Here is a 20,893-nt window from a genome sequence, read left to right as displayed (position 1 = left end):
CGGCGCCCTGCGGGGCGCCGTTTTTTGTGTTGGCTTGCCGCGGTAACCGGATCCACGTCCGGTCATCCATCCTGTTCCCCCGATCCGGATGCCCATGCCCACGCCCGCCGGGAGAGTCTGCCCGGTGCCGGTCGTCCATCGCCGCTGGCGCCCCGAGCGCACGCTCCTCTACCGTCTCGTCCAAACGCACCTCTCCACCTGGCTGACGCTGCGCGATGACGGCCTGGGTCAGTCTGCCCCGGCGCTCAGCGAACGCGAGTTCCGCCGCTACCTCGACTGCGGCATCCTCGCCCACGGCTTTGCCCGCGCCCGCTGCGCCGACTGCGGCCACGACTTCATCGTCGCCTATTCCTGCAAGGGCCGCGGCGTCTGCCCGTCCTGAACCACACGGCGCATGGCCGAGACGGCGGCGCATCTCGTCGACCCTGTCTTTCCGCGCCGACCGGTCCGGCAATGGGTGCTCTCCCTCCCCAAGCGGCTGCGCGATCACCTCGACGACAGCGAACTGCAAAACGCCGTGTTGCACAGCTTCCTGCGCTGCATCGAGCAAAGTCCGCGGCAAGCCCGGGCGGACGTTCAAGGCGAAGGCAAGGCGCGCCTCGGCGCCGTCGTCTTCATCCACCGCTTTGCCGGGCTGCTCGATGCCCACCTCCACTTTCACGCGGTCGTCGTCGACGGTGTGTTTTCCGGGGAAGAGGCCGAGACGCTGCGTTTTCCGGAAGCGGACCTCACCCCGGCAAGCCAGGCCGAGCTGGCGGCGACGCTGCGCCGACGGATCGTCCGCCTGTTCGTCCGGCGCGGCCGGCTGGACAGGGCGGATGGCGACGCCCTGTGCGCCTGCGAGCACGGCGGCGGCTTCTCCCTCGATGCCGGTGTGCGTATCGAGGGCAGCGACCGGCAAGGTCTGGAGCGCCTGCTGCGTTACTGCGCCCGCCCGGCCTTTGTGCAGGAACGGTTGCGGCAGATCGACGCGGAGCACCTGGTCTATGAGAGCCCCAAGCCGGGGCTCGGCGGGCGCGTCAGCCAGATCCTGACGCCGCTCGAACTCATCGCGATGAAGGCCCACATTGGCGTCGACGCCGAGAGCGGGTTGGCTCACACGGTCGTCGGAACGTCGGCGAACGTCGCCGACGTGACGCAGACGGCCGAAGTGCGGCACGGCGAAGAGAAGACCGTGGTTCTGGATGCCGGCTACACCGGTGTCGAGAAGGGCGAAGACCTGGAGGACCGGGACATCGACTGGCCGGTGGCGGCCAAGCGCAGCAAGCTGAAAGCGATCCCGCAAGAGAGCCAGCCTGGCTCATTGCTGCGTCGCCTGGAATCGCTCAAGGCGAGCATCCGCTCGAAGGTCGAGCACCCCTTCACATCGTGAAGAACCTCTTCGGCCACCGCAAGGTTCGCTACCAGGGGCTGAAGAAGAACACGGCGCAGTTGCCCCTCCTCCTTGCGCTGACCAACCTGGTCATCGCCAGGCGGCAGCTTCTGGCCCTTCACAGCCAGGGTGCGTCCTGAGCACGGCGAAGGACCCCGAAAAGGGGGGAAGGCCAGAACGAGGCTTTGAGCACCGGCGAAATGCAGCCGAACAGCGCGACGCCTGATTGCGAGCGGTCGGCTTCCCGAACCGGAGCCGCCTTGGCACGAACTGAGGTTCATTGATCAGCGGTTCCTTAGGGGACAAGCTGCGCTGAGCTGTCGACATTCTTGACATCTGCAACCTCCGCGACCGTCGACCGGACCACCATTGCATTGAAAACAATCAGTTTCTTTTATTCGCAAGCGGCTGGCACGGCTCGTGCTTTGAGATGATTGCTCGGGTCATGCGGAATGACCGGACGACCTTGTCAATCTCTCTCACTAAAAAGGGGAACTCCTTCGATGAAAAAATATGCGCCATTACAGCCGCTTGCGCTGGCATCCTGGGAATTGTCGGCACTAGCCAGGCGGACACCGCATACACCTCGCGTGCGGCATTCGGCGCCGCAACCGCCGCGCAGACCATTATCGATTTTAATGGCATCGCCGGAGCAAGCAGTGCCGTCTTCTACGGCACCGGCCCGCTGACGCTGTCGGGCGTCACCTTCACGGGCAATCGCTCGATGTTCGTGATCGGCGAGAACTACTACGGCACCGCCTACCCGGACGGCGGCTATCTCAACTCCGACTACGCGGCGAGCGGCACCAACACGATCGTCGCCGCGCTGCCGTTGGGAACGACCGCCATCGGTTTCGATTTCGGCGGCCTGCTCGGCGCTCCGGTAACCTTCAGCGTCACCTTGTCGGATGGCTTCACCTGGTCCGGTTCGAGCAATGGGGCGATCTCGCCGCTGGCGCCGCTCGAATTCATCGGCTTCACCTCGTCGACACCGCTGACCAGCATCACCATCGACATGCCCGATGCTCCCCGATACAACTCGATCGACAATTTCACCATCGCCAGCGCGGTTCCCGAGCCCGTCAGCTGCGCACTGGTGATCACCGGCCTCGGCCTGCTCGGCGCGACCCTGCGTCGCCGAGAGACGGTTTCGTCGCCCGCTGGCAGGTAAGGCAACAGATACGGCGATTCGAGGGAGTCGGCTTCCGCACGCGGCCGACTCGTCGAAACGCCGGATGCGGGATCCCCGCAGGCCCAGGAACCGGCGGGCTGGGGCGGAAGACGGCGCTCGCCACCGACCAGCGGCTCGCCGCTGGCGTTTTGCGTGATCCGGTGAAAGCCATTCTGGACCTGCTCGCGAGGGCATGTCTCCCGAAGAAGTACTGGCAGACCACATCGACCGCGGAAACATCGTCGCCGCGCCGGCCTGCGCGGCACGCCTGACGCACGTCAAGCGCATGGATCGCCTGGCCACACGGAATTTCTGCTCGATGCGCAAGAATCCCGCAACGGACTTGCGCATGCTTGCAGGACGCCGGACACGACGCGCTGCACACACTCGACCTCCCGCTGGGCAATCGCACCCGCGGCAACGCCATCGTTGGTTCTTGCTTTGCGTCCCGCCTTGCACAGGCCGCTGATGCCATCGTCGATGGTACGCCCGAGCGCTTGCGAACGCGAAGCCGACGGCACGCGATCTCTTGCCGCAGGAAACGTCGGACGGATCACACTCGTCAAGCCGCTCAGATTCTCTTCCGGGCGGCCGAGCGCCGACAGTCGGAGCGGGGGGAGGCGCGAGCAGGACGAAGACCGGTTCGGGAGCGTTCAGAGGTGCCGTATCACCGATCACCGGATGGGCAGGCCGACGAATGGACGAAGCACCGGTGGAAAATCAAGAGCCGCTTCAGCGCCGGCCTGGGCGGAAAAGGTCATCCAGACTCGGGGCGTCCAGTACCTGATCCAGCCAGGCATCGATCTCGGCGAGGGAAGCGGCGGAGGTCTTCCCAGGACCTCGGGAGGAACGGCGCCGAAACGCTTCTGGCGCGCCTTCTGCAGCGCCATCACTCCCCGTTCGGCTCTCCCCTCGGCTTTCCCTTCGGCCTTTCCTTCCGCCTTGCTTCGAGTCTTTCCGCGAGCATGACGTTCAGCTCCTGTAAGTCATCGGTTCGAGGCAAGCCGATACGGTATTCCGCCTTGCGCATCAATGTCGCCCGGATCCCGCGGGAGAACATTTCACGCAGGTCGGGCCGCTCGACGAGCCCTTCGTCCAACAAGGTCAATAAGCCGCCGATGGCTTCCGGTGACCCCGGGTGCTCGATGCGGAACACCGCGGCGACCCGGTTCTGCAGCGAGGCCAGTTCGCTGTCGGTATAGGCGTTTTCGTCGATCAGCAGGTATCTCAGGCGGGGCTTGAACCGTTCGACCAGACCGGGAACCGGCGGGATCAGCGAGAAGACGTCGGTTGCTGCCCTCGACGCGTATCACGTTGAGCTTGAGGTCGATTCTTTCTGTAGTCAGGCGGTAAGCCTCGGACAAGCGAAGCCCGGTATCGACGATCAGGCGATATAGCAGGCAGAATGCCGGGTCTCTGGTGAACGGCCGCTCGCGGTCCTGGCGCTTCTCGCCGGCAAGGGCCGACATGATCCTGGCAGACTCCTCCGCAGATAAGCGGCGATCGCGCACGACGTCGTGCTTTGGCGCGACAAACGAAGAGTCTTCGCGGGAATAGGTGCTATACCCGGCAGGGAGCAGGCGGAACGGGTTCGCCAGGACGGCTCCAGAAGAATGCACTCGCCGAGCGTGCCAGTCGAAGACCCTGCCGAGCAGCCCGACCCGTTTGCGGATTGTCCCGGGCGCCAGGTTGTTCTTGCGCTTCAGGGATGACACGTACTGCTCGACCCAGCGATACGTCACTCCGGACAGACGAACTCCGACAATCGTCCGGGATGACGACCTTAAGAAGCGCCTCGTCGGATCGTGTCACCGGGAACTGAGCGCTGTAGTCGCTGGCGACGCGTGACAGCAGGGGTTCGTCGGCCCGCTCGGGCTTGGCCAGAAGCTCCTGGGGGACGATTCCACGATGAAGCAGGGACTCCAACTGATCGCCGTAAGCTCTCGCCTCGCCCTCTGTGTCGAAGGTGAAGAAGAACGGGCGCGGGAGAAGCCTGTGCTTCACACGCAACTGGAACCGCTCGCCGCGCTGCTGAATGGATGCCATGGTGGGCGATTGTACCTGCCTACACGCCCTGCACGATCCGTTTTGGGGTAGCGCTGCTACCCGAACGAGGTAGCATGAAGCGCATCTGAACCGGAATCAGGCACCTGGAAGCGCGTGAGACGCGGCCGCGGAGAGCTTCAACCCCTTGATTACTATGGGATTTATTGGAGGCGCGAGCCGGAGTCGAACCGACCTACTCGGATTTGCAATCCGGTGCATAACCGCTTTGCTATCGCGCCTTTGCTGATCTCGTCGCGAGTGCCGCCGTGAGAGGACGACGACCGCCGGGTGACGCCGGCCAACGTCCCGGGCGCGATGGCCCGGCAGCTGGCCGAAACCTGCAGCGTCCCCCGACCACCCGGGTCAACGCACATCCCTGACGAGATTGCGCATTATAAGCGCGCGCATCCCGCTGTCAACGAGGCGTCGCCAGCGAGGAGACGGTCGCGGATGCCCGAGCGCTGCTCGGCGCATCCGCCACACTCCGGGAATTCTCCCGAACGCGAACCTGCTGCGCCGGCGTCGGTGCCTCGCCGCCGCGGAAACGGCACGCCATCGCTGCCGTGCGTCCTAATTCCGGCGATCCTCCTCGACGAGGTGCGGCCAGGCCATGCGCATGTAGTAGCCCATCGACCAGAGCGTGAGCACGGCGGCGATGTAGATCAGCCAGGTGCCGATCTGGAAGATGTCGACGCCGCGGATCGCCGAGTAATAGAGGAGCATCGGGATGGCGATCATCTGCGCCGTGGTCTTGATCTTGCCGATCATCGACACGGCGACGCTGCGCTGTGCGCCGATCTGCGCCATCCATTCACGCAAGGCCGAAATGGTGATCTCCCGGCCGATGATGATCGCCGCGAGGATCGCGTCGAGCCGTCCGAGTTGCACGAGCATGATCAGTGCCGTCGCGACCATCAGCTTGTCGGCTACCGGATCGAGGAACGCACCGAACGCCGAGGTCTGTTGCCATCGGCGAGCCAGATAGCCGTCGAGCCAGTCGGTCAGCGCGGCCACCACGAAGATCACCGTCGCTGCAAGATCGCGCCCGACCGACTCGACCCACGCGTCGGGCAGGTAGTAGACGGCAACCAGCAGGGGAATCAGGACGATTCTCAGCCAGGTCAGGAGAATCGGGACATTCAGTGGCATCGATGGAAGGCCGCGTAGATTCGTTCGGCAAGTTCCCGGCTGATTCCGGGCACCGCCGTGAGTTGGTCGAGACCGGCGTCGGTGAGTCCCTGCAGCCCGCCGAAACGCGTGATCAGCGCCTTGCGCCGCTTCGGACCAATACCGTCGATCTCGTCAAGCCGAGAGTGCTGCGCCGCCCTGCCCCGCCGCGCACGATGCCCGGCGACCGCAAAGCGGTGCGCCTCGTCGCGGATTTCGATGATCAACTGCAGCGCCGGATCCTCGGCGGACAATTGTAACGGCTCACGGCCGTCGGGGAAAACGAGCATTTCGAGCCCGGGTCGCCGCGCCTCGCCCTTGGCGACGCCGAGCAGCGGCAGGTCGGCAAGACCCATCTCCTCGAGCACCGAGGCGGCAGCGCTGACCTGACCGCTCCCGCCGTCGATCAGCACGAGCGCCGGCACCACTCCATCACCAGTGGCCAGCTTCTCGTAGCGACGCTGCACGACCTGTCGGATGGCCGCGTAATCGTCCCCCGGCTGGATGTCGCGAATGTTGAACCGGCGGTACTCGGACTTGCGCATCGCCGACCCCTGATAGACGACGCAGGCGGCGACCGTCGAGTCGCCCTGCGTATGGCTGACGTCGAAGCATTCGATGCGCAGCTCGCTGCCCTCCTCGCGGTCGAGCCCGAGCCTCTGCCAGAGCGCCTCTATCCTCGTGCCCTGCCGCGCCAGCGCCGCTCTCCGGGCAGCTATCGCCAGGCGCGCGTTCTGCTCGGCCATCTCGACCCAGACGCGCTGGGCGACGCTCCTCGCCTGGCTGATGCGCAGCGGCCGGCCAGCGATCTCGCTGAGCGAATCGGCAAGCCCGCTGTCAGGCAGGGCGAGGTTGGTGAGAATCCGCGCCGGTACGGGATGGGCCAGGTAGTGCTGGCAGAGGAAAGCGCCAAGCGCGTCCAGGGCCGTCGAGTCCGCAGGGTTCGCCGGAAACCGCGGCCGGTCGCCGAGGTGCCGGCCACCACGGACCATCGCCAGATTGACGCACAGCGTCTGGCCCTCGCCCACCGCAGCGACGATATCCACGTCGGGCTCCTGACCGCTCTCGACGTACTGCTTTTCCTGGACCTGGCGCAGCGACTGGATCTGGTCCCGATAGACGGCCGCCTGCTCGAAGGCCAGCCGCGCCGCCGCCTCGTCCATCGCCGCCGAAAGCGCGGCAAGCACGTCCTGCTGGCGTCCCTGGAGAAAGAGCTTGGCCAGCCTGACGTCACGCGCGTAGCTGTCCCGATCGACGAGCCCGACACAGGGGCCCGAGCAGCGCCTGATCTGGTAGAGCAGGCACGGCCGCGAGCGGTTGTTGAACACCGGGTTCTCGCAGGTGCGCAGGCGAAACATCTTCTGCAACAGGTGAACACTCTCGCGGACGGCGACCGCGGACGGAAAGGGACCGAAATAGTCGGCGCGGCGATCGGTCGATCCCCGGAAGAATGCCAGGCGCGGGTAGCCGTCGTGGGTCAGCACGATGTACGGATAGGATTTGTCGTCACGGAACAGGATGTTGTAGCGCGGCGACAGGCTCTTGATCAGGTTGTTCTCGAGCAGCAGGGCCTCGGCCTCGGAGCGGGTGACCGTCGTGTCGACGCGCGCGACCTGCCCGACCATCAGGGCGATTCGCGGGCTCTGATGATTGTTCCGGAAGTACGAGGCGAGGCGCTTCCTGAGGTTCTTCGCCTTGCCGACGTAGAGAACCTCTCCGACGGCGTCGATCATCCGGTAGACGCCGGGCAGCTCGGCCGCGCCGGCGAGAAGCGACTCGGCGTCGAAAGCATCGTTCATCGTGCGTCTGGGAGCGTGCGTCCAGGAAAGCAGAGTGTCCGATGTTAGCACGCGACTTGCCGTGTACTGACCGCAAACGGCGCAGGTCGAGCATCGGCGGTCGACTCGCCGGCACCGCGGTGGCCATGTCCTGCCCGCGAGCCGCCAACAGGATCGGGAGGGCCGCGGCAAGCCGCGGTGGGACCTGCCGTCGCCAGCGTATCCCTGCCTTGAGGGCAAATCGCCCGGCGTCGACGGGCCAACCGCCTGACCTGCGGTAAGATCCGGCGGGTTCGCTGCGCCAGACACGACGCGGCCTCGCCGGCGAAGGGCGATGGGTTCTCCGGGACACGGCTGGCCTGGATTCGCAACCGCCCGACCCGCCGAGCATGGCGCGGGTCTTCGTTCGTCATCCTCGGCCATCGGTCACGGCCCCAGTTCATTTGCCATGCCCTCAGTTGCTCCACAAAACCAGATGACGCCAAGACCGACCGCTGCCGGCTCGCCGGCAGCGGTCGGGAGCGATGATCTGTCGAGCCACACCCCGATGATGCAGCAGTACCTGCGCATCAAGGCGCAGCACCCCGATCTTCTGCTGTTCTACCGGATGGGGGACTTCTACGAGCTGTTCTTCGACGACGCAGAGAAGGCCGCCCGGCTGCTCGACATCACGCTGACCACTCGCGGGCAGTCGGCTGGCCGACCGATCCGCATGGCCGGCGTACCTTACCACGCGGTCGAGCAGTATCTGGCCAAACTCGTCCGGCTCGGTGAATCGGTGGTCATCTGCGAACAGGTCGGCGATCCGGCGACGAGCAAGGGTCCGGTCGAGCGCGCCGTCGTGCGCATCGTGACTCCGGGCACGCTCACCGACGCCGCACTGCTCGACGAGAAACGCGACACGTTGTTGCTGGCCATCGCCGCGACCCGGACGATCGCCGGGCTGGCGTGGATCAACCTGGCGAGCGGCACGTTCCACGTCTGCGAAGTCGCCCCGGCGAAGCTCGCCGCCTCGCTCGAAAGGATCAGGCCGGCCGAGATCGTCGTCGCCGAGAACCTCGCGCTCGACCTCGGTCCGGCTGCGCCGCTGACCCGCCAGCCCGATTGGCATTTCGATTTCGAGTCGGCGGCTCGCGATCTGCGTGCCCATTTCGTGACCACGTCACTCGCCGGCTTCGGCGCCGAAGATCTGCGTCCGGCGATCGGCGCAGCCGGAGCGCTGCTGCGCTACGCGCGGGCGACGCAGGCGCGCGCGCTGCCGCATCTGCGCCGGCTGATCGTCGAGCGCGACAACCAGTTCATCGGCCTCGACGCGACGACCCGGCGCAACCTCGAGCTCACCGAGACACTGCGCGGGCAGCCGGCGCCGACGCTGTTCAGCCTGCTCGACAACTGCATCACGGCGATGGGCTCGCGGATGCTGCGCCACGCGCTGCATCATCCGCTGCGCGATCCGGCGATCCCCTCGGCCCGGCACGCGGCAGTGGCGATGCTGCTCGACAACGACGGCCGAAGTCTGCGCGAGCTGCGCCAGACCTTGCGCGGCTTCGCGGACATCGAGCGGATCGCCGGGCGAATCGCCCTGTGCACGGCACGGCCGCGCGAGCTGGCGAGTCTGCGCGACAGCCTGCAGCGGCTCACCGAGCTGCGCGTTCCGTTGGCCTCGAGCCCGGCGGCGCTGCTCGCCGAACTTCACGAGCAGCTGGCCACGCCACAGGCCGCCGTCGAGCTGCTCGGCCGCGCGCTGGCCCCGGAACCAGCGGCGCTGGTCCGCGACGGCGGAGTCATCGCCGGCGGTTTCGACGCCGAACTCGACGAACTGCGCGCACTCAACGACAACTGCGGCGCGTTCCTCGTCGATCTCGAGGCACGCGAGCGCCAGCGCACCGGAATCCCGAATCTGAAAGTCGAGTACAACCGCGTGCACGGCTTCTATATCGAGGTCAGCCACGCGCACGCCACCCGGGTTCCCGACGACTATCGCCGCCGACAGACCTTGAAGAACGCCGAGCGCTACCTGACTCCGGAACTCAAGACCTTCGAGGACCGGGCGCTTTCCGCTCAGGAACGCGCACTGGCCCGCGAGCGCGTGCTCTACGAGGAACTGCTTCAGTCCTTGCAGGACGATCTCGCCGCCTTCCAGCAGATCGCCCGTGCTGTGGCCAGCGTCGACCTGCTCGCCGGATTTGCTGAAACCGCGCGCCTCCGCGACTACTGCCGTCCGCTGTTCTCACCCGAACCCGGCCTGCTGATCGAGGGAGGCCGCCACCCGGTCGTCGAACAACAAGTGTCTGGCGAGCAGCGCTTCATCGCCAACGATACCCGGCTGGGCGAAGACCGGAGGCTGCTGCTGATCACCGGACCGAACATGGGCGGAAAGTCGACGTACATGCGGCAGACGGCGCTGATCGCCCTGCTCGCGCACGTGGGCAGCTACGTCCCGGCGACGCGGGTGACGATCGGCCCGCTCGACCAGGTCTTCACGCGCATCGGCGCGGCCGATGATCTCGCCGGCGGACGCTCGACGTTCATGGTCGAGATGACCGAGTCGGCAGCGATCCTCAACGGCGCCAGCGAACGCAGCCTGGTGCTGATGGACGAGGTCGGGCGAGGCACCTCGACTTTCGACGGAATGGCGCTGGCGTTCGCCATCTGCCGTCATCTGGTCGAGAAGAACCGCAGCCTGGTTCTGTTTGCGACGCACTACTTCGAGCTGACGCTGCTCGCCAACGAGTATCCCGAGCTGGCGAACGTTCACCTCGACGCCGTCGAGCATGCCGGGCGGATCGTCTTTCTGCATTCGGTCGAGGAAGGTCCGGCAAGCCAGAGTTACGGAATCCAGGTTGCGGCGCTCGCCGGGGTGCCTGCTTCGGTGCTCAGGGCAGCCCGGCGCCAGCTCCGCGAGTTCGAACAGCGGGCGGCGATCAACCCTCTTCAGCCAGACCTTTTCGCGTCGGCCCTGTCCAGCGCTGCCGAGGCCAGCGAGCCGGTGACGCTTCCGGTCGTCGACCGACTCGCGTCGATCGACCCCGACCAGCTGACACCGCGCGAAGCGCTCGATGCGCTCTACGCGCTGAAGGCGCTGCTGCCTTGAAGCGGAACGACCTCCTGCAAGCGCTGGCGCTGTTCGCCGCCCTGGCGATGCTCCTGCCCTGGGGAGCGGCAAACGCCGGGATCTGGCGATTCGCGGCGATCGGCGATACTCCGTACAGTCACCATGAAAGGCGCGAGCTGCCCGGAATGCTCGAGGAGATCGCCGACGAGAACGTCGATCTTGTCGTCCATGCCGGCGATTTCAAGGACAGCCGGGGGGAGTGCAGCGACGAAATCTTCGTAGACCGGCGGGAACTGTTCGATGCCTCGCGGGTGCCGTTCTTCTACGTGCCCGGCGACAACGAATGGACCGACTGCCGCCAGCTGGCCGCCGGTCACTTCGATCCGCTCGAACGTCTGCAGAAGCTGCGTGAGCTTTTCTTCGCCGAGCCGCGCTCGCTCGGCAGGCGGACACTCCCCGCCGAGAGACAGCCCGGGGCATACGCCGAGCACCTCCTCTGGCGTCTCGGACCACTGGTCTTCATTTCGCTGAATGTCCCCGGCCCGAACAACAATTTCGGTCTGGGCAGCACTGCCAGCCGCGAATTCCTGGCCCGCAATCCGGCGCTGATCGAGTGGCTCCGCCACGGTTTCGCAGTCGCCCGGCGCGAGCGGTCACCCGGCCTGGTGATCGTCATGCAGGCCAACCCTGGCTTCAGGCACCACACCGCCGGCTTCGCTCACGCCGGCTTCGCCGATCTGCTCCAAGTCCTGGTCGAGGAGGCGAGCGCATTTCCCGGCCAGGTCCTGCTGATCCACGGCGACACCCACTGGCAGCGCATCGACCATCCGCTGCGTCAGCCGACCAGCGGTGTGCCGCTGACCAACTTCACGCGCATCGAAACCTTCGGCTACCCGTTCATGGGCTGGGTCAAGGTCATCTTCGACGAGCACGACCCGCAGCCGTTCCGCTTCGAAGTCCATCCGTACCCACGGCGCTAGTGTGGTGTCTCGCGAGTGCCCTGATCGGTCGCGGACGAGCCATGCACCAAGCGGCAATGCCGGGAGGCAGGTCGGGGCAAGCGGATCTTGCGCGAAACCGGCGTCAGGCCGGGCGCAGCAAGCTTGGATCGCTGGCGAGGATTGGCGATGCGGCATCGCGGCGCTCTTCCTGCAGGAGCCGGCGAGCGCATCCTCGATATAGCACCCGGCCGACGCCCCGAAAGCGAACGGCCAGCGTCGCACTCAAGCTCGCGCAGCAATCGTCCGTTACCGTGGTCTTGGCCCCGTTTCCCACCGGTCCGGGAGGAGCGATGAACAAAGCGTCCGTGCTGCGCACCTTGATCGCAGTTGCCTCGATCTGTCTTGCGCTGGTGAATGCGGCGCGCGCCGACATCGTCGTCGGTCAGGTCGCCGCGTTGAGCGGTCCGCTTGCCCCGACCGGGGCCCACATGCGCGCAGGCGCTCAGCTCTACTTCGAGGCGGTCAACGCCGACGGCGGGATACATGGCGCCCGCGTCCGTGTGGCTTCGCTCGACGACGGATACAAGTCCGGCGAAACGGTTCGCCTCGCCCGCGAAATGCTTCGCGATCTCCAGCCGCTGGCCTTCATCGGCTTCGTCGGCACCGGCAACGTCGAAGCGCTGATCGAGCAGAAAGTCCTCAGCGAAGCAGGGATTCCCTTGATCGCGATCCGCTCGGGTGCTGAGTCGCTCGTTCGTCGCAACGATCCGTTCGTGTTCATGACCCGGGCAAGCTATGGCGAGGAGATCAACAAGATCGTCGACCAGTATGCCACCACCGGTTACAAGCGCTTTGCGGTCCTCTATCAGGACGACGCCTTTGGCCAGGGAGCCCTGCCGAGCGCCGAAGAGGCGATCCGCAAGGCAGGAGGAACGCTGGTCGCCAAGGGGTCCTACGAAAAAAACACGACCAACGTCTCGGCTGCGGTGAAGACGATCGCTGCCGCTTCGCCTCAGGCGGTGATCCTGATCGCCAATACCGCGGCCAGCGCCGAGTTCCTGAAGCAGTCGCGCGAGGCCGGAAACATCGCCCAGTTCGTCGCGCTGTCGGTCACCGACGGCGCTCAGGTCGTGCAGCGGATTGGCGCGGCGAAGGCCGAGGGACTCGCGCTGACCCAGGTCGTTCCCGATCCGAACAGCCAAACGGTCCCGCTGATCCGCGAAATCCAGCACAACTTCGCCCGCTTCAAGCCGAACGACGTCAGCGTCAACCACACCTTCGTCGAGGGCTATCTCGGCGCCAAGGTGCTCGGCGAAGCGCTTCAGCGCGCCGGACCCAACCCGACCCGCAAGCGGGTCCGCGACGCACTCGAGTCGCTGCGCAACTACGATGCCGGCGGCGTATTCATCAGCTTCTCGCCGAAGAAGCACCTCGGGTCGAGCTTCGTCGACATCACGATCCTCAACCGCTCGGGCAAACTGCTCCGCTGAGCTTGAAGGGGCACGCGCCCCGGCTACCGATCAGTCCTCGTCTTCTTCGTCGGCCTCGTGACTGTGGCCATGGCGGATTTCCTCGGGCGTCGCCGGGCGAATGTCAGTCACCGTGCAGGTGAAGATCAGCGCCATCCCGGCCAGCGGATGGTTTCCGTCGAGAAGGACCTTGTCGTCGGTGATTTCGGTCACCCGGTAGATCACCACGTCCTCTTCGTCATCTTCGTCGGCCCCCTCGGCGATGCCCTCGAACTGCATGCCGACGTGCAGCTCGTCGGGAAACTGGCTGCGCGGCTCGAGCTGGACCAGATCGGCGTCGTACTCGCCAAAGGCGTCGTCCGGCTGCATTCTGACGGTCACCGACTCGCCGATGCTCTTGCCATGTACGGCTTCCTCGATCAGCGGAAAGATGTCGTCGTACCCGCCGTGCAGATAGATGAGCGGATCCTGACCGGGGTCCACGAGTTCGCCGTCGAGATCGGTGACGCTGTAGTCGAGAGTGACCACGGTATTCCTGGCAACTTGCATGTTCATGAATTGAGATCCTTCACCGCGCGCAACATTTCCATCGCGTGGCCCTTGGCGCTGACTCCGTAAAGCGCCAGACGGAGCACGCCCTGTTTGTCGATGACGAAAGTCGAGCGCACGATGCCATACTTCCTGACACCATTCACTTCCTTCGCCTGCCAGACGCCGTATTTCTCGCAGGCCAGGCCTTCGGCGTCCGAAAGAAGGCAGACCGAGATACCGTGCTTGTCCCTGAACTCCGCGTGCCGTATGCAGTCATCGCGGCTGATGCCGATGATCTGGCAGTCGAAGCGGGCGAACTCGTCCTCGTGATCGGAAAAGTCGGTTGCTTGCAGCGTGCAGCAGGGCGCGTCATCCCTCGGATAGAAGAAGAGGATGACGTTGTTCCTGCCCCGAAAACGGGCAATATCGACGAGTTCCATATCCGCATCGGGGAGGACGAACATCGGAGCTGCCTGTCCTGCTTTGAGCATGGGGCCCCCTGAGAAACCCATCCCGCTCGCCGCGCGGCGGGCGGTTTGAGGAGATTCTAACCAAGCTTCCGTCGTCTGACTACAGAAAGCCCGGGCCGACCCGGTCGCCTGAACTCGCGCCCTGAAACCGGCGGGCACGGCGACTGACCCGTCAACGGAGCCGCGAGACAGGTAGAATCCCGGCCGTCCACCAACCCGATTCCATCCACTCCCAAAATGTTGATCCTTCGCCTGACGCTCTGCCTGTTCCCCCTGCTCCCGCTGCTCGCCTCGCCGGTGGTCGCCGCACCACCAGAACGGGGAACGACGGTCGACCTGAGCGCTGACGCCAGTCGCCCGGCGATCAACGATTTGTTGCGCGCCACGATGTTCGCCGAAGCCACAGGGGCGACACCCGCCGAGGCGGCCAGCACGACCAACTCGCTGATCGCCGACGCCCTGAAGACGGCACGCGCCTACGGCAACGTCAGAACACAGAGCGGCGCCATCCACACCTACCCCGTCCATGCCAAGGGGGGACGAATCGATGGCTGGCGGATGCGCGCCGAACTGCTCCTCGAGTCGAGCGACCCGGCCGCGCTCCCGGAACTCCTCGGAAAACTCCAGTCGACGCTCGGCGTCTCGGCTCTGGTCATCGTCCCGAAAGCCGAGACCCGCCAGCAGGCTGAAAACGAAGCGCTGATCGCTGCCCTCGGCGCATTCAAGGCGCGCGCCCAGCTGATCGCCGACGCGATGAGCAAGCCGTACCGGATCCGGCACCTGGCGATCAGCACCAGCGGGCGCACCCCAACAGGACCCTTGATGCGCGCGGCCGCAGCGGCCGATCCCGGGCCGTTGCCTGTCGAAGCCGGGGAGACGCTGGTCACCGCAACCGCTTCAGGGCAGATCGAATTCGCGCCCTAGCCAGACAGCCCGAGCGCGCGGCCAAAGCAACCCGGCCGATCAGCGGTCAGCAGCGGGCTGACGCTCCAGGGGCTGAGTCCGAGCCGGCTTGTCGCTGGTCGCCGGCTTGTGCGCCGTCTGACCGGCAACGGGTTTGCCAGCGGGCTGGGCTGCGGATGATTTATGCGCCCCTGCAGCCGCGCCTCTGGTCGAAGAAGCCGACTCGGTTCTTGGGACATCGAGCGCGGACGGTCTTTCGCCGGCCGGCTGGTCCGGAATCTGCACGAAGACCTCGTCGCTGCGGACCATCCCGAGCTCGAAGCGTGCGCGCTCCTCGATGGCGTCGTAACCCTGCTTGAGATCGCGCACTTCGGCGTCGAGCCCGGCGTTGCGCATTTCGAGCTGTTGGTTGATCTCCCTCTGCTGATGCAACTGGCGATCGACGTCCCAGACGCGCAGCCAGCCGCCCTTGCCCAGCCAAAGGGGATGCTGGAGCAGGACGATGACGACCAGCAGGACGAGGGCTAGCCAGCGCACGGGGATCAGGCGTCGGCCGCGACGCGCTCAGGCAAGATTGTAGAAGGCCTCGCGACCCGGATAGCCAGCCGTGTCGCCGAGATCCTCCTCGATGCGCAGCAGCTGGTTGTACTTGGCGATCCGATCGGAACGTGAGAGTGACCCTGTCTTGATCTGCAGGGCGTTCATCCCGACTGCGATGTCGGCGATCGTGCTGTCTTCGGTCTCGCCGGAGCGGTGTGAAATGACCGCCGTGTAGGCCGCGCGCTTGGCCATCTCGATCGCCGCGAAAGTCTCCGAGAGCGTGCCGATCTGGTTGATCTTGATGAGGATCGAATTGGCGATTCCCTGCTTGATCCCTTCCTTGAAAATCCGCGTGTTGGTCACGAACACGTCGTCGCCGACGAGCTGGACGCCCTTGCCCAGACGCGCGGTGAGTCCCTTCCAGCCATCCCAGTCGCCCTCGGCCATGCCGTCCTCGATGGAGACGATCGGAAAGCGATCGGCAAGATTGGCCAGATAATCGACGAGTTCGCCCGAGCTCAGCTGCAGGCCTTCGCCCGCGAGGTGGTAGCGGCCATCCCTGAACAGCCCTGAGGCCGCGCAGTCGAGCGCGACGAGCACATCGTCACCGGGCGAATAGCCCGCGTTCTCGATCGAGTGGATGATCAGGTCGAGCGCCTGGGCATGGCTGGCGAGGTTCGGGGCAAATCCTCCCTCATCGCCGACGGCCGTCGAGAATCCCTTCTTGTGCAGCAGCTTCTTCAGCGCCTGAAAGACTTCGGCACCACAGCGCAGAGCCTCGCGGAACGACGTCTGGCTGACCGGAAGGATCATGAACTCCTGGAAATCCAGGCTGTTGTTGGCGTGCTCGCCGCCGTTGATGATGTTCATCATCGGCACGGGCATCTGCATCGGGCCTGATCCGCCAAAGTAGCGGTACAGCGGCAACCCGGACTCTTCGGCGGCCGCCTTGGCGACGGCTATCGACACGGCGAGAATCGCGTTCGCGCCGAGACGCGCCTTGTTGTCGGTGCCGTCGAGATGGATCAGCGTCTGGTCGATGAACGCCTGCTCCTGCGCGTCGAGACCGATGATCGCTTCCGATATCTCGGTGTTGACGTTCTCGACCGCCTGCAGGACACCCTTGCCCAGATAGCGGGAACTGTCACCGTCACGCAGCTCGATCGCTTCGCGCGAGCCGGTTGAGGCCCCTGATGGCACCGCCGCGCGACCCATGACGCCCGACTCGAGCAGAACGTCGCATTCGACTGTCGGGCTCCCACGCGAGTCGAGCACTTCGCGGGCCACCACATCAACGACAGAACTCATCAGCTTTCCTTTGTCTTCAGAACGTTAAGGTGTCAGTCCGGCGACGGCCAGGATGTTCATCTCGGCCGCATCGCGACGGGCAGCGCGTGCTGCATGATACTCTGGCGAATCATAGAACGCCTCGATCTGCGCGAGCGAATCGAACTCGACAATCACCAGCCGCTCGGGCGGCGACCATCGGCCTTCGAGGACCCGCGTCTGCCCGCCGCGCGCCAGATAGCGTCCGCCATGGCGCGCGATCGCCGCCTCGGCGAGGGCCTTGTAGGTCTCGTAGGCGATCGGGTCGCCCACTTTCGCCTCGGCAATCAGATAGGCGGCCACTGGTCCATTTCCTCCAGCCCCTCAGCCTTGGTCAGGCGGTCGAGCGCGACGAGCACCCGGAGCAGCGCTTCCATGCGCGCCAGCGGCCAGCTGTTCGGACCATCGGACAGCGCCTTCTCGGGGTTTGGATGCGTTTCCATGAACAGGCCGGCGATGCCCACGGCCACCGCAGCCCGTGCGAGCACCGGAACGAACTCGCGCTGTCCCCCGGAAACCGTTCCCTGCCCCCCGGGCAGTTGCACCGAGTGGGTCGCGTCGAAGACGACCGGACAGCCGGTGTCACGCATGATCGCCAGGCTGCGCATGTCCGAAACGAGATTGTTGTAGCCGAAGCAGGCGCCGCGCTCGCAGACCATGATGCGCCCGCCAGAACCGGCCGCGCGACTGGCCTTGGTCACCACGTGACGCATGTCGGCCGGTGCAAGAAACTGGCCCTTCTTGATGTTGACCGGCTTTCCTGCCCTGGCGACCGCCTCGATGAAATCGGTCTGCCGGCAGAGGAAGGCCGGTGTCTGGAGGACGTCGACGACACTGGCGACGGCAGCGATGTCTTCCTCGCGATGCACGTCGGTGAGCGCCGGCACGCCGATCTGACGACGCACTTCGGAAAGAATCTGCAGACCCTCGTCGAGCCCCGGGCCGCGTGGAGACTCTCCCGAACTGCGGTTGGCTTTGTCGTACGACGCCTTGAAGATGTACGGGAGCCCGAGTCGCGAGCAAATCTCCTTCATCGTGCCGGCAACCTCGAGGCACAGATCGAGCGATTCGGCCGTGCACGGTCCGGCAATCAGGAAAAGCGGCCGGTCGATCCCGGCCTCGAAACCGCACAGCCTCATGCTCTGACCCGGAAAGCGGCTGCTGCCTCGACGAAGGAGGTGAACAGCGGGTGTCCCCTGCGCGGCGAAGAGGTGAATTCGGGGTGGAACTGGCAGCCGAGAAACCATGGGTGGCCGTGCGGGCCGTCCTTGGGCAGTTCGACGATCTCGCAGAGTTCGGTCAGCGGAGCACGACCGGACACCACCAGGCCATTCTCCTCGAGATGGCCGAGGAGCCGGTTATTCACCTCGTAACGGTGGCGGTGGCGTTCGACGATCTCCGGATGGCCATAGATCGATCGGGCCATCGTCGATTCGGCGAGCCGGCACAGCTGACCACCGAGGCGCATCGTGCCGCCCAGGTCCGAGCCTTCGTCGCGCCGCTCGATCCGCCCGGAGACGTCCTGCCACTCGGTGATCAGACCGACGACCGGATAGGGGCAATCCTTGTCGAACTCCGTGCTGTGCGCGCCGGCCATTCCCGCCACGTGCCGGGCAAACTCCACCACCGCGAGCTGCATGCCCAGGCAGATGCCCAGGAACGGCACGCGGCTTTCGCGGGCATGGCGAATCGCGGCGATCTTGCCCTCGGTCCCCCGTCGGCCGAAACCACCCGGGACGAGAATCGCGTCCATGCCTTCGAGCGAAGAACAACCATTGCGCTCGATGTCCTCGGAGTCGATGTAGCTGATCCTGACCTTGCTGCGCGTGGCAATGCCCGCATGAACGAGCGCCTCGGTCAGCGACTTGTAGGACTCGGTGAGATCGACGTACTTGCCGACGAAAGCGACATCGACGAAGCGCTCTGGGTTCTCGAGCGCATGAACGATGTTCTTCCAGACCGTCAGGTCGGCCGCGCGCGCGAGAATGCCGAGCTTGTGACAGACGATCTCGTCGAGCATCTGATCGTGCAGCATCGCCGGGATCTTGTAGATCGAATCGGCATCACGCGCCTCGATCACTGCCTCGCGCTGGACGTTGCAGAACAGGGCCATCTTGCGCTTGTCGTCCTCGGGAATCGGCCGGTCGGTGCGGCAGAGCAGAATGTCGGGCTGGATGCCGATTTCGCGCAATTCCTTCACCGAGTGTTGTGTCGGCTTGGTCTTCAGTTCCCCGGCCGTGGCGATGTAGGGCACCAGAGTCAGATGCATGTAGCACGCGTTGGTGCGTCCCTCCTGGAGAGCCATCTGGCGGATCGCCTCGAGGAAGGGAAGCGACTCGATGTCGCCGACTGTCCCGCCGACCTCGACGATCGCCAGTTCGGCGCCTTCCGCACCCCGTCGGATGTGCGCCTTGATCTCGTCGGTGATGTGCGGGATCACCTGAACGGTCTTGCCCAGATACTCGCCGCGCCGTTCCTTCCTGATCACCGCATCGTAGATCTGGCCAGTGGTGAAGTTGTTGCGCCGCTCCATGCGCGCGTTCGTGAAGCGCTCGTAGTGGCCAAGATCGAGATCGGTCTCGGCGCCATCTTCGGTTACGAAGACCTCGCCGTGCTGGAACGGGCTCATCGTTCCGGGATCGACGTTGATGTAGGGGTCAAGCTTGAGATGGGTCACCCGGATACCCCGCGATTCGAGAATGGCTCCGAGCGATGCGGCGGCGATACCCTTGCCCAGCGACGACACGACGCCGCCGGTGACGAAGACGTATTTGACCATGGGGGTACGGGCAGCGGGAAAGCCAAATTGTAGCGGAAAAGTCTGGCACTCTCCAGTTGCCGCCACCCTCGCTCAGGGCAATCGCATGAATCTTATACAAGACCCAGGAGTTGGGCCCGGAAGCTGTCGGAAGTAGCGGCGATGAGGCGCTGGACTTGGAGGCCGCCCTTGCGTTTCACCGGGGCGGTGCGCAGGAGATTGAGGACGAGCTGGCGCAGGACCGCGAGGTTGTGGGCGGCGTGATCGGTACGCGTGCGCGCTTGGTCATCGCGGAAGACGACATCCATGCACCAGTGCAGACTGTTCTCGACACGCCAATGCTGGCGAACGACCCGATTCATTCGTTCGGCGTCCGGAGCGAGGCTGCTGAGATAAAAGCGACGTTCGACGGAGGTCTTGCCATCGATCGTCCGCTCGCTGGTGATCATCGCGAAGGACTTCAGGTCTGGCCAGCGTTCCGGCGCATGCAGGCAGTCGAGTTGGTCGAAGACGTGGCAGCGCCGCACCTCCAGACGTCCATGGTCTTTCTCGACGACCTCGTGAAACCGGTGCGGGGTCCGCTCCGGCGCGGTGTCAAAGGCGCTGACGAAATCCCGGATCGACCCGGCCAGGGTGGGCTGATTGTCCTTGACCGCCAGCACATAGTCGGCTCTGCGATCACGAATGGCCTGCGCGATGTTGGGCTGCGTACCCATCGCGTCAATCGTGACGATGCAGCCTTCCAGTGCCAGGGTGGTCAGCAGTTCCGGAATGGCCGTCTTCTCGTTCGATTTCGCCGCCGTCGCACGCTGCCCCAGGACCACGCCGGCCTGGGCGGCGAAAGCGCTGACCAGATGTAATGGCGTGGCGCCCGCCTTCCCCGAACGACGACTCGTCTTGCCATCGATCGCCACAACTTCCTCCCGCCTCAACGTCGGCACGACCTGACCCACCCAGCGCAGGAAAGCCCCACCGAACTCGCCGGGATCGATCGCCGCGAACACCCGCCCAAAGGTGTCATGGCAGGGAATCCCGGCCTCCAATTTCAGGTATCGGCGCAGCCAGTCCAGCTTCTCCTTCGCCCAGGCCTCGATCTCGACGAAGCCATCCGCGCCCGAGAGCACCGCGCACACCGCCACCACCAGCATCTCCACCAGGTCGTGCTCGACTTTCTTCGCCTGCCGTGGATCCCGCACATCAACCCACACGTCCATCAACCGAACCCTGCTTCCTGCCTCCATGGAACACTCCAAAAAGACAGAAAACTACACAAATCAACGAGCTGTGAACAGCCCCTTGGTAACTCATTGAGCGTAAACGATTATCTTCGAGGGTCTACGACAATGGCATTCATGCGATCGCCCTG

16 protein-coding genes, 1 tRNA gene and 3 pseudogenes are annotated in these 20,893 nt (G+C 65.2%); 8 read left to right on the top strand and 12 right to left on the bottom strand.

The window, feature by feature from the left end:
• The first annotated feature begins 94 nt into the window (after positions 1-94).
• From NFW05_RS09655 to NFW05_RS09640, 4 genes and pseudogenes are all read left to right on the top strand, one after another.
• Positions 95-382, top strand: coding sequence for a transposase zinc-binding domain-containing protein (locus NFW05_RS09655; protein ID WP_295305633.1), 288 nt, complete (start codon positions 95-97; stop codon positions 380-382).
• Between the two features lie 12 nt (positions 383-394).
• Positions 395-1,042, top strand: a pseudogene (locus NFW05_RS09650) (transposase); the annotation flags it as partial.
• Between the two features lie 12 nt (positions 1,043-1,054).
• A pseudogene (locus tag NFW05_RS09645) lies at positions 1,055-1,512 on the top strand (transposase); the annotation flags it as partial.
• 290 nt (positions 1,513-1,802) lie between these two features.
• Positions 1,803-2,543: a hypothetical protein gene (locus NFW05_RS09640; RefSeq protein ID WP_295305630.1), complete on the top strand. Its 741-nt coding sequence runs from the start codon at positions 1,803-1,805 to the stop codon at positions 2,541-2,543.
• An 889-nt stretch (positions 2,544-3,432) separates the two neighbouring features.
• Here the strand turns inward: NFW05_RS09640 and NFW05_RS09635 are convergent.
• The 4 genes from NFW05_RS09635 to uvrC form a co-directional block, all read right to left on the bottom strand.
• Positions 3,433-3,699, bottom strand: a complete 267-nt coding sequence (locus NFW05_RS09635; protein WP_295305627.1) for a hypothetical protein — start codon at positions 3,697-3,699, stop codon at positions 3,433-3,435.
• Between the two features lie 1,055 nt (positions 3,700-4,754).
• A tRNA-Cys gene (locus NFW05_RS09630) sits at positions 4,755-4,828 on the bottom strand.
• Between the two features lie 331 nt (positions 4,829-5,159).
• Entirely contained in the window at positions 5,160-5,738 is a 579-nt protein-coding gene (gene pgsA, locus NFW05_RS09625; RefSeq protein WP_295305624.1) for a CDP-diacylglycerol--glycerol-3-phosphate 3-phosphatidyltransferase, read from the bottom strand.
• A complete protein-coding gene (gene uvrC / locus NFW05_RS09620; RefSeq protein ID WP_295305621.1) occupies positions 5,729-7,555 on the bottom strand; it encodes an excinuclease ABC subunit UvrC in 1,827 nt (608 codons plus the stop codon). The genes pgsA and uvrC overlap by 10 nt, the downstream gene beginning before the upstream one ends.
• A gap of 526 nt (positions 7,556-8,081) precedes the next feature.
• Between uvrC and mutS the strand changes: the two genes are divergently transcribed.
• The 3 genes from mutS (at position 8,082) to NFW05_RS09605 (ending at position 13,020) form a co-directional block, all read left to right on the top strand.
• The gene (gene mutS, locus NFW05_RS09615; protein WP_295305642.1) at positions 8,082-10,628 is read left to right on the top strand and encodes a DNA mismatch repair protein MutS; all 2,547 of its coding nucleotides are present in this window, start codon (positions 8,082-8,084) and stop codon (positions 10,626-10,628) included.
• Positions 10,625-11,569: a metallophosphoesterase family protein gene (locus NFW05_RS09610; protein WP_295305618.1), complete on the top strand. Its 945-nt coding sequence runs from the start codon at positions 10,625-10,627 to the stop codon at positions 11,567-11,569. The genes mutS and NFW05_RS09610 overlap by 4 nt, the downstream gene beginning before the upstream one ends.
• Before the next feature lie 311 nt (positions 11,570-11,880).
• Positions 11,881-13,020: an ABC transporter substrate-binding protein gene (locus NFW05_RS09605; protein WP_295305615.1), complete on the top strand. Its 1,140-nt coding sequence runs from the start codon at positions 11,881-11,883 to the stop codon at positions 13,018-13,020.
• Between the two features lie 30 nt (positions 13,021-13,050).
• On the opposite strand, the gene NFW05_RS09600 is transcribed toward NFW05_RS09605, so the two are convergent.
• Both NFW05_RS09600 and NFW05_RS09595 read right to left on the bottom strand, forming a co-directional pair.
• Positions 13,051-13,548, bottom strand: a complete 498-nt coding sequence (locus tag NFW05_RS09600) for a peptidylprolyl isomerase (RefSeq protein ID WP_295305639.1) — start codon at positions 13,546-13,548, stop codon at positions 13,051-13,053.
• 2 nt (positions 13,549-13,550) lie between these two features.
• Positions 13,551-14,021 (bottom strand): peroxiredoxin, encoded by a 471-nt coding sequence (locus tag NFW05_RS09595; protein WP_295305636.1) that lies wholly within the window; start codon positions 14,019-14,021, stop codon positions 13,551-13,553.
• Between the two features lie 216 nt (positions 14,022-14,237).
• Between NFW05_RS09595 and NFW05_RS09590 the strand changes: the two genes are divergently transcribed.
• On the top strand, positions 14,238-14,924 hold the full coding sequence (locus tag NFW05_RS09590) for an SIMPL domain-containing protein (protein ID WP_295305612.1): 687 nt from the start codon (positions 14,238-14,240) through the stop codon (positions 14,922-14,924).
• A gap of 246 nt (positions 14,925-15,170) precedes the next feature.
• On the opposite strand, the pseudogene ftsB reads toward NFW05_RS09590, so the two are convergent.
• From ftsB to NFW05_RS09560, 6 genes and pseudogenes are all read right to left on the bottom strand, one after another.
• A pseudogene (gene ftsB, locus NFW05_RS09585) lies at positions 15,171-15,440 on the bottom strand (cell division protein FtsB); the annotation flags it as partial.
• A gap of 27 nt (positions 15,441-15,467) precedes the next feature.
• A complete protein-coding gene (gene eno, locus NFW05_RS09580) occupies positions 15,468-16,751 on the bottom strand; it encodes a phosphopyruvate hydratase (RefSeq protein WP_295305609.1) in 1,284 nt (427 codons plus the stop codon).
• A gap of 24 nt (positions 16,752-16,775) precedes the next feature.
• Entirely contained in the window at positions 16,776-17,072 is a 297-nt protein-coding gene (locus NFW05_RS09575) for a DUF1330 domain-containing protein (RefSeq protein WP_295305606.1), read from the bottom strand.
• Entirely contained in the window at positions 17,057-17,908 is an 852-nt protein-coding gene (kdsA, locus tag NFW05_RS09570) for a 3-deoxy-8-phosphooctulonate synthase (RefSeq protein ID WP_295305603.1), read from the bottom strand. Before kdsA ends, NFW05_RS09575 begins: the two co-directional genes overlap by 16 nt.
• Positions 17,905-19,548 (bottom strand): CTP synthase, encoded by a 1,644-nt coding sequence (locus NFW05_RS09565; protein ID WP_295305600.1) that lies wholly within the window; start codon positions 19,546-19,548, stop codon positions 17,905-17,907. Before NFW05_RS09565 ends, kdsA begins: the two co-directional genes overlap by 4 nt.
• A 92-nt stretch (positions 19,549-19,640) precedes the next feature.
• The gene (locus NFW05_RS09560; protein ID WP_295305597.1) at positions 19,641-20,768 is read right to left on the bottom strand and encodes an ISAs1 family transposase; all 1,128 of its coding nucleotides are present in this window, start codon (positions 20,766-20,768) and stop codon (positions 19,641-19,643) included.
• Positions 20,769-20,893: the final 125 nt, after the last annotated feature.

Source organism: Accumulibacter sp. (assembly GCF_023806625.1).
Lineage (GTDB): Bacteria > Pseudomonadota > Gammaproteobacteria > Burkholderiales > Rhodocyclaceae > Accumulibacter.
The sequence above is the reverse complement of the archived record's forward strand: the minus strand, read 5'-3'. Positions and strand labels throughout refer to the sequence as shown.

Bases quoted from the DNA above. Each gene is read 5' to 3' on its own strand.
- NFW05_RS09655 (WP_295305633.1), top strand. From the start codon at position 95: ATGCCCACGCCCGCCGGGAGAGTCTGCCCGGTGCCGGTCGTCCATCGC.
- NFW05_RS09640 (WP_295305630.1), top strand. From the start codon at position 1,803: ATGATTGCTCGGGTCATGCGGAATGACCGGACGACCTTGTCAATCTCT.
- pgsA (WP_295305624.1), bottom strand. From the start codon at position 5,738: ATGCCACTGAATGTCCCGATTCTCCTGACCTGGCTGAGAATCGTCCTG.
- uvrC (WP_295305621.1), bottom strand. From the start codon at position 7,555: ATGAACGATGCTTTCGACGCCGAGTCGCTTCTCGCCGGCGCGGCCGAG.
- mutS (WP_295305642.1), top strand. From the start codon at position 8,082: ATGATGCAGCAGTACCTGCGCATCAAGGCGCAGCACCCCGATCTTCTG.
- NFW05_RS09605 (WP_295305615.1), top strand. From the start codon at position 11,881: ATGAACAAAGCGTCCGTGCTGCGCACCTTGATCGCAGTTGCCTCGATC.
- NFW05_RS09600 (WP_295305639.1), bottom strand. From the start codon at position 13,548: ATGCAAGTTGCCAGGAATACCGTGGTCACTCTCGACTACAGCGTCACC.
- NFW05_RS09595 (WP_295305636.1), bottom strand. From the start codon at position 14,021: ATGCTCAAAGCAGGACAGGCAGCTCCGATGTTCGTCCTCCCCGATGCG.
- NFW05_RS09590 (WP_295305612.1), top strand. From the start codon at position 14,238: ATGTTGATCCTTCGCCTGACGCTCTGCCTGTTCCCCCTGCTCCCGCTG.
- eno (WP_295305609.1), bottom strand. From the start codon at position 16,751: ATGAGTTCTGTCGTTGATGTGGTGGCCCGCGAAGTGCTCGACTCGCGT.
- kdsA (WP_295305603.1), bottom strand. From the start codon at position 17,908: ATGAGGCTGTGCGGTTTCGAGGCCGGGATCGACCGGCCGCTTTTCCTG.
- NFW05_RS09565 (WP_295305600.1), bottom strand. From the start codon at position 19,548: ATGGTCAAATACGTCTTCGTCACCGGCGGCGTCGTGTCGTCGCTGGGC.
- NFW05_RS09560 (WP_295305597.1), bottom strand. From the start codon at position 20,768: ATGGAGGCAGGAAGCAGGGTTCGGTTGATGGACGTGTGGGTTGATGTG.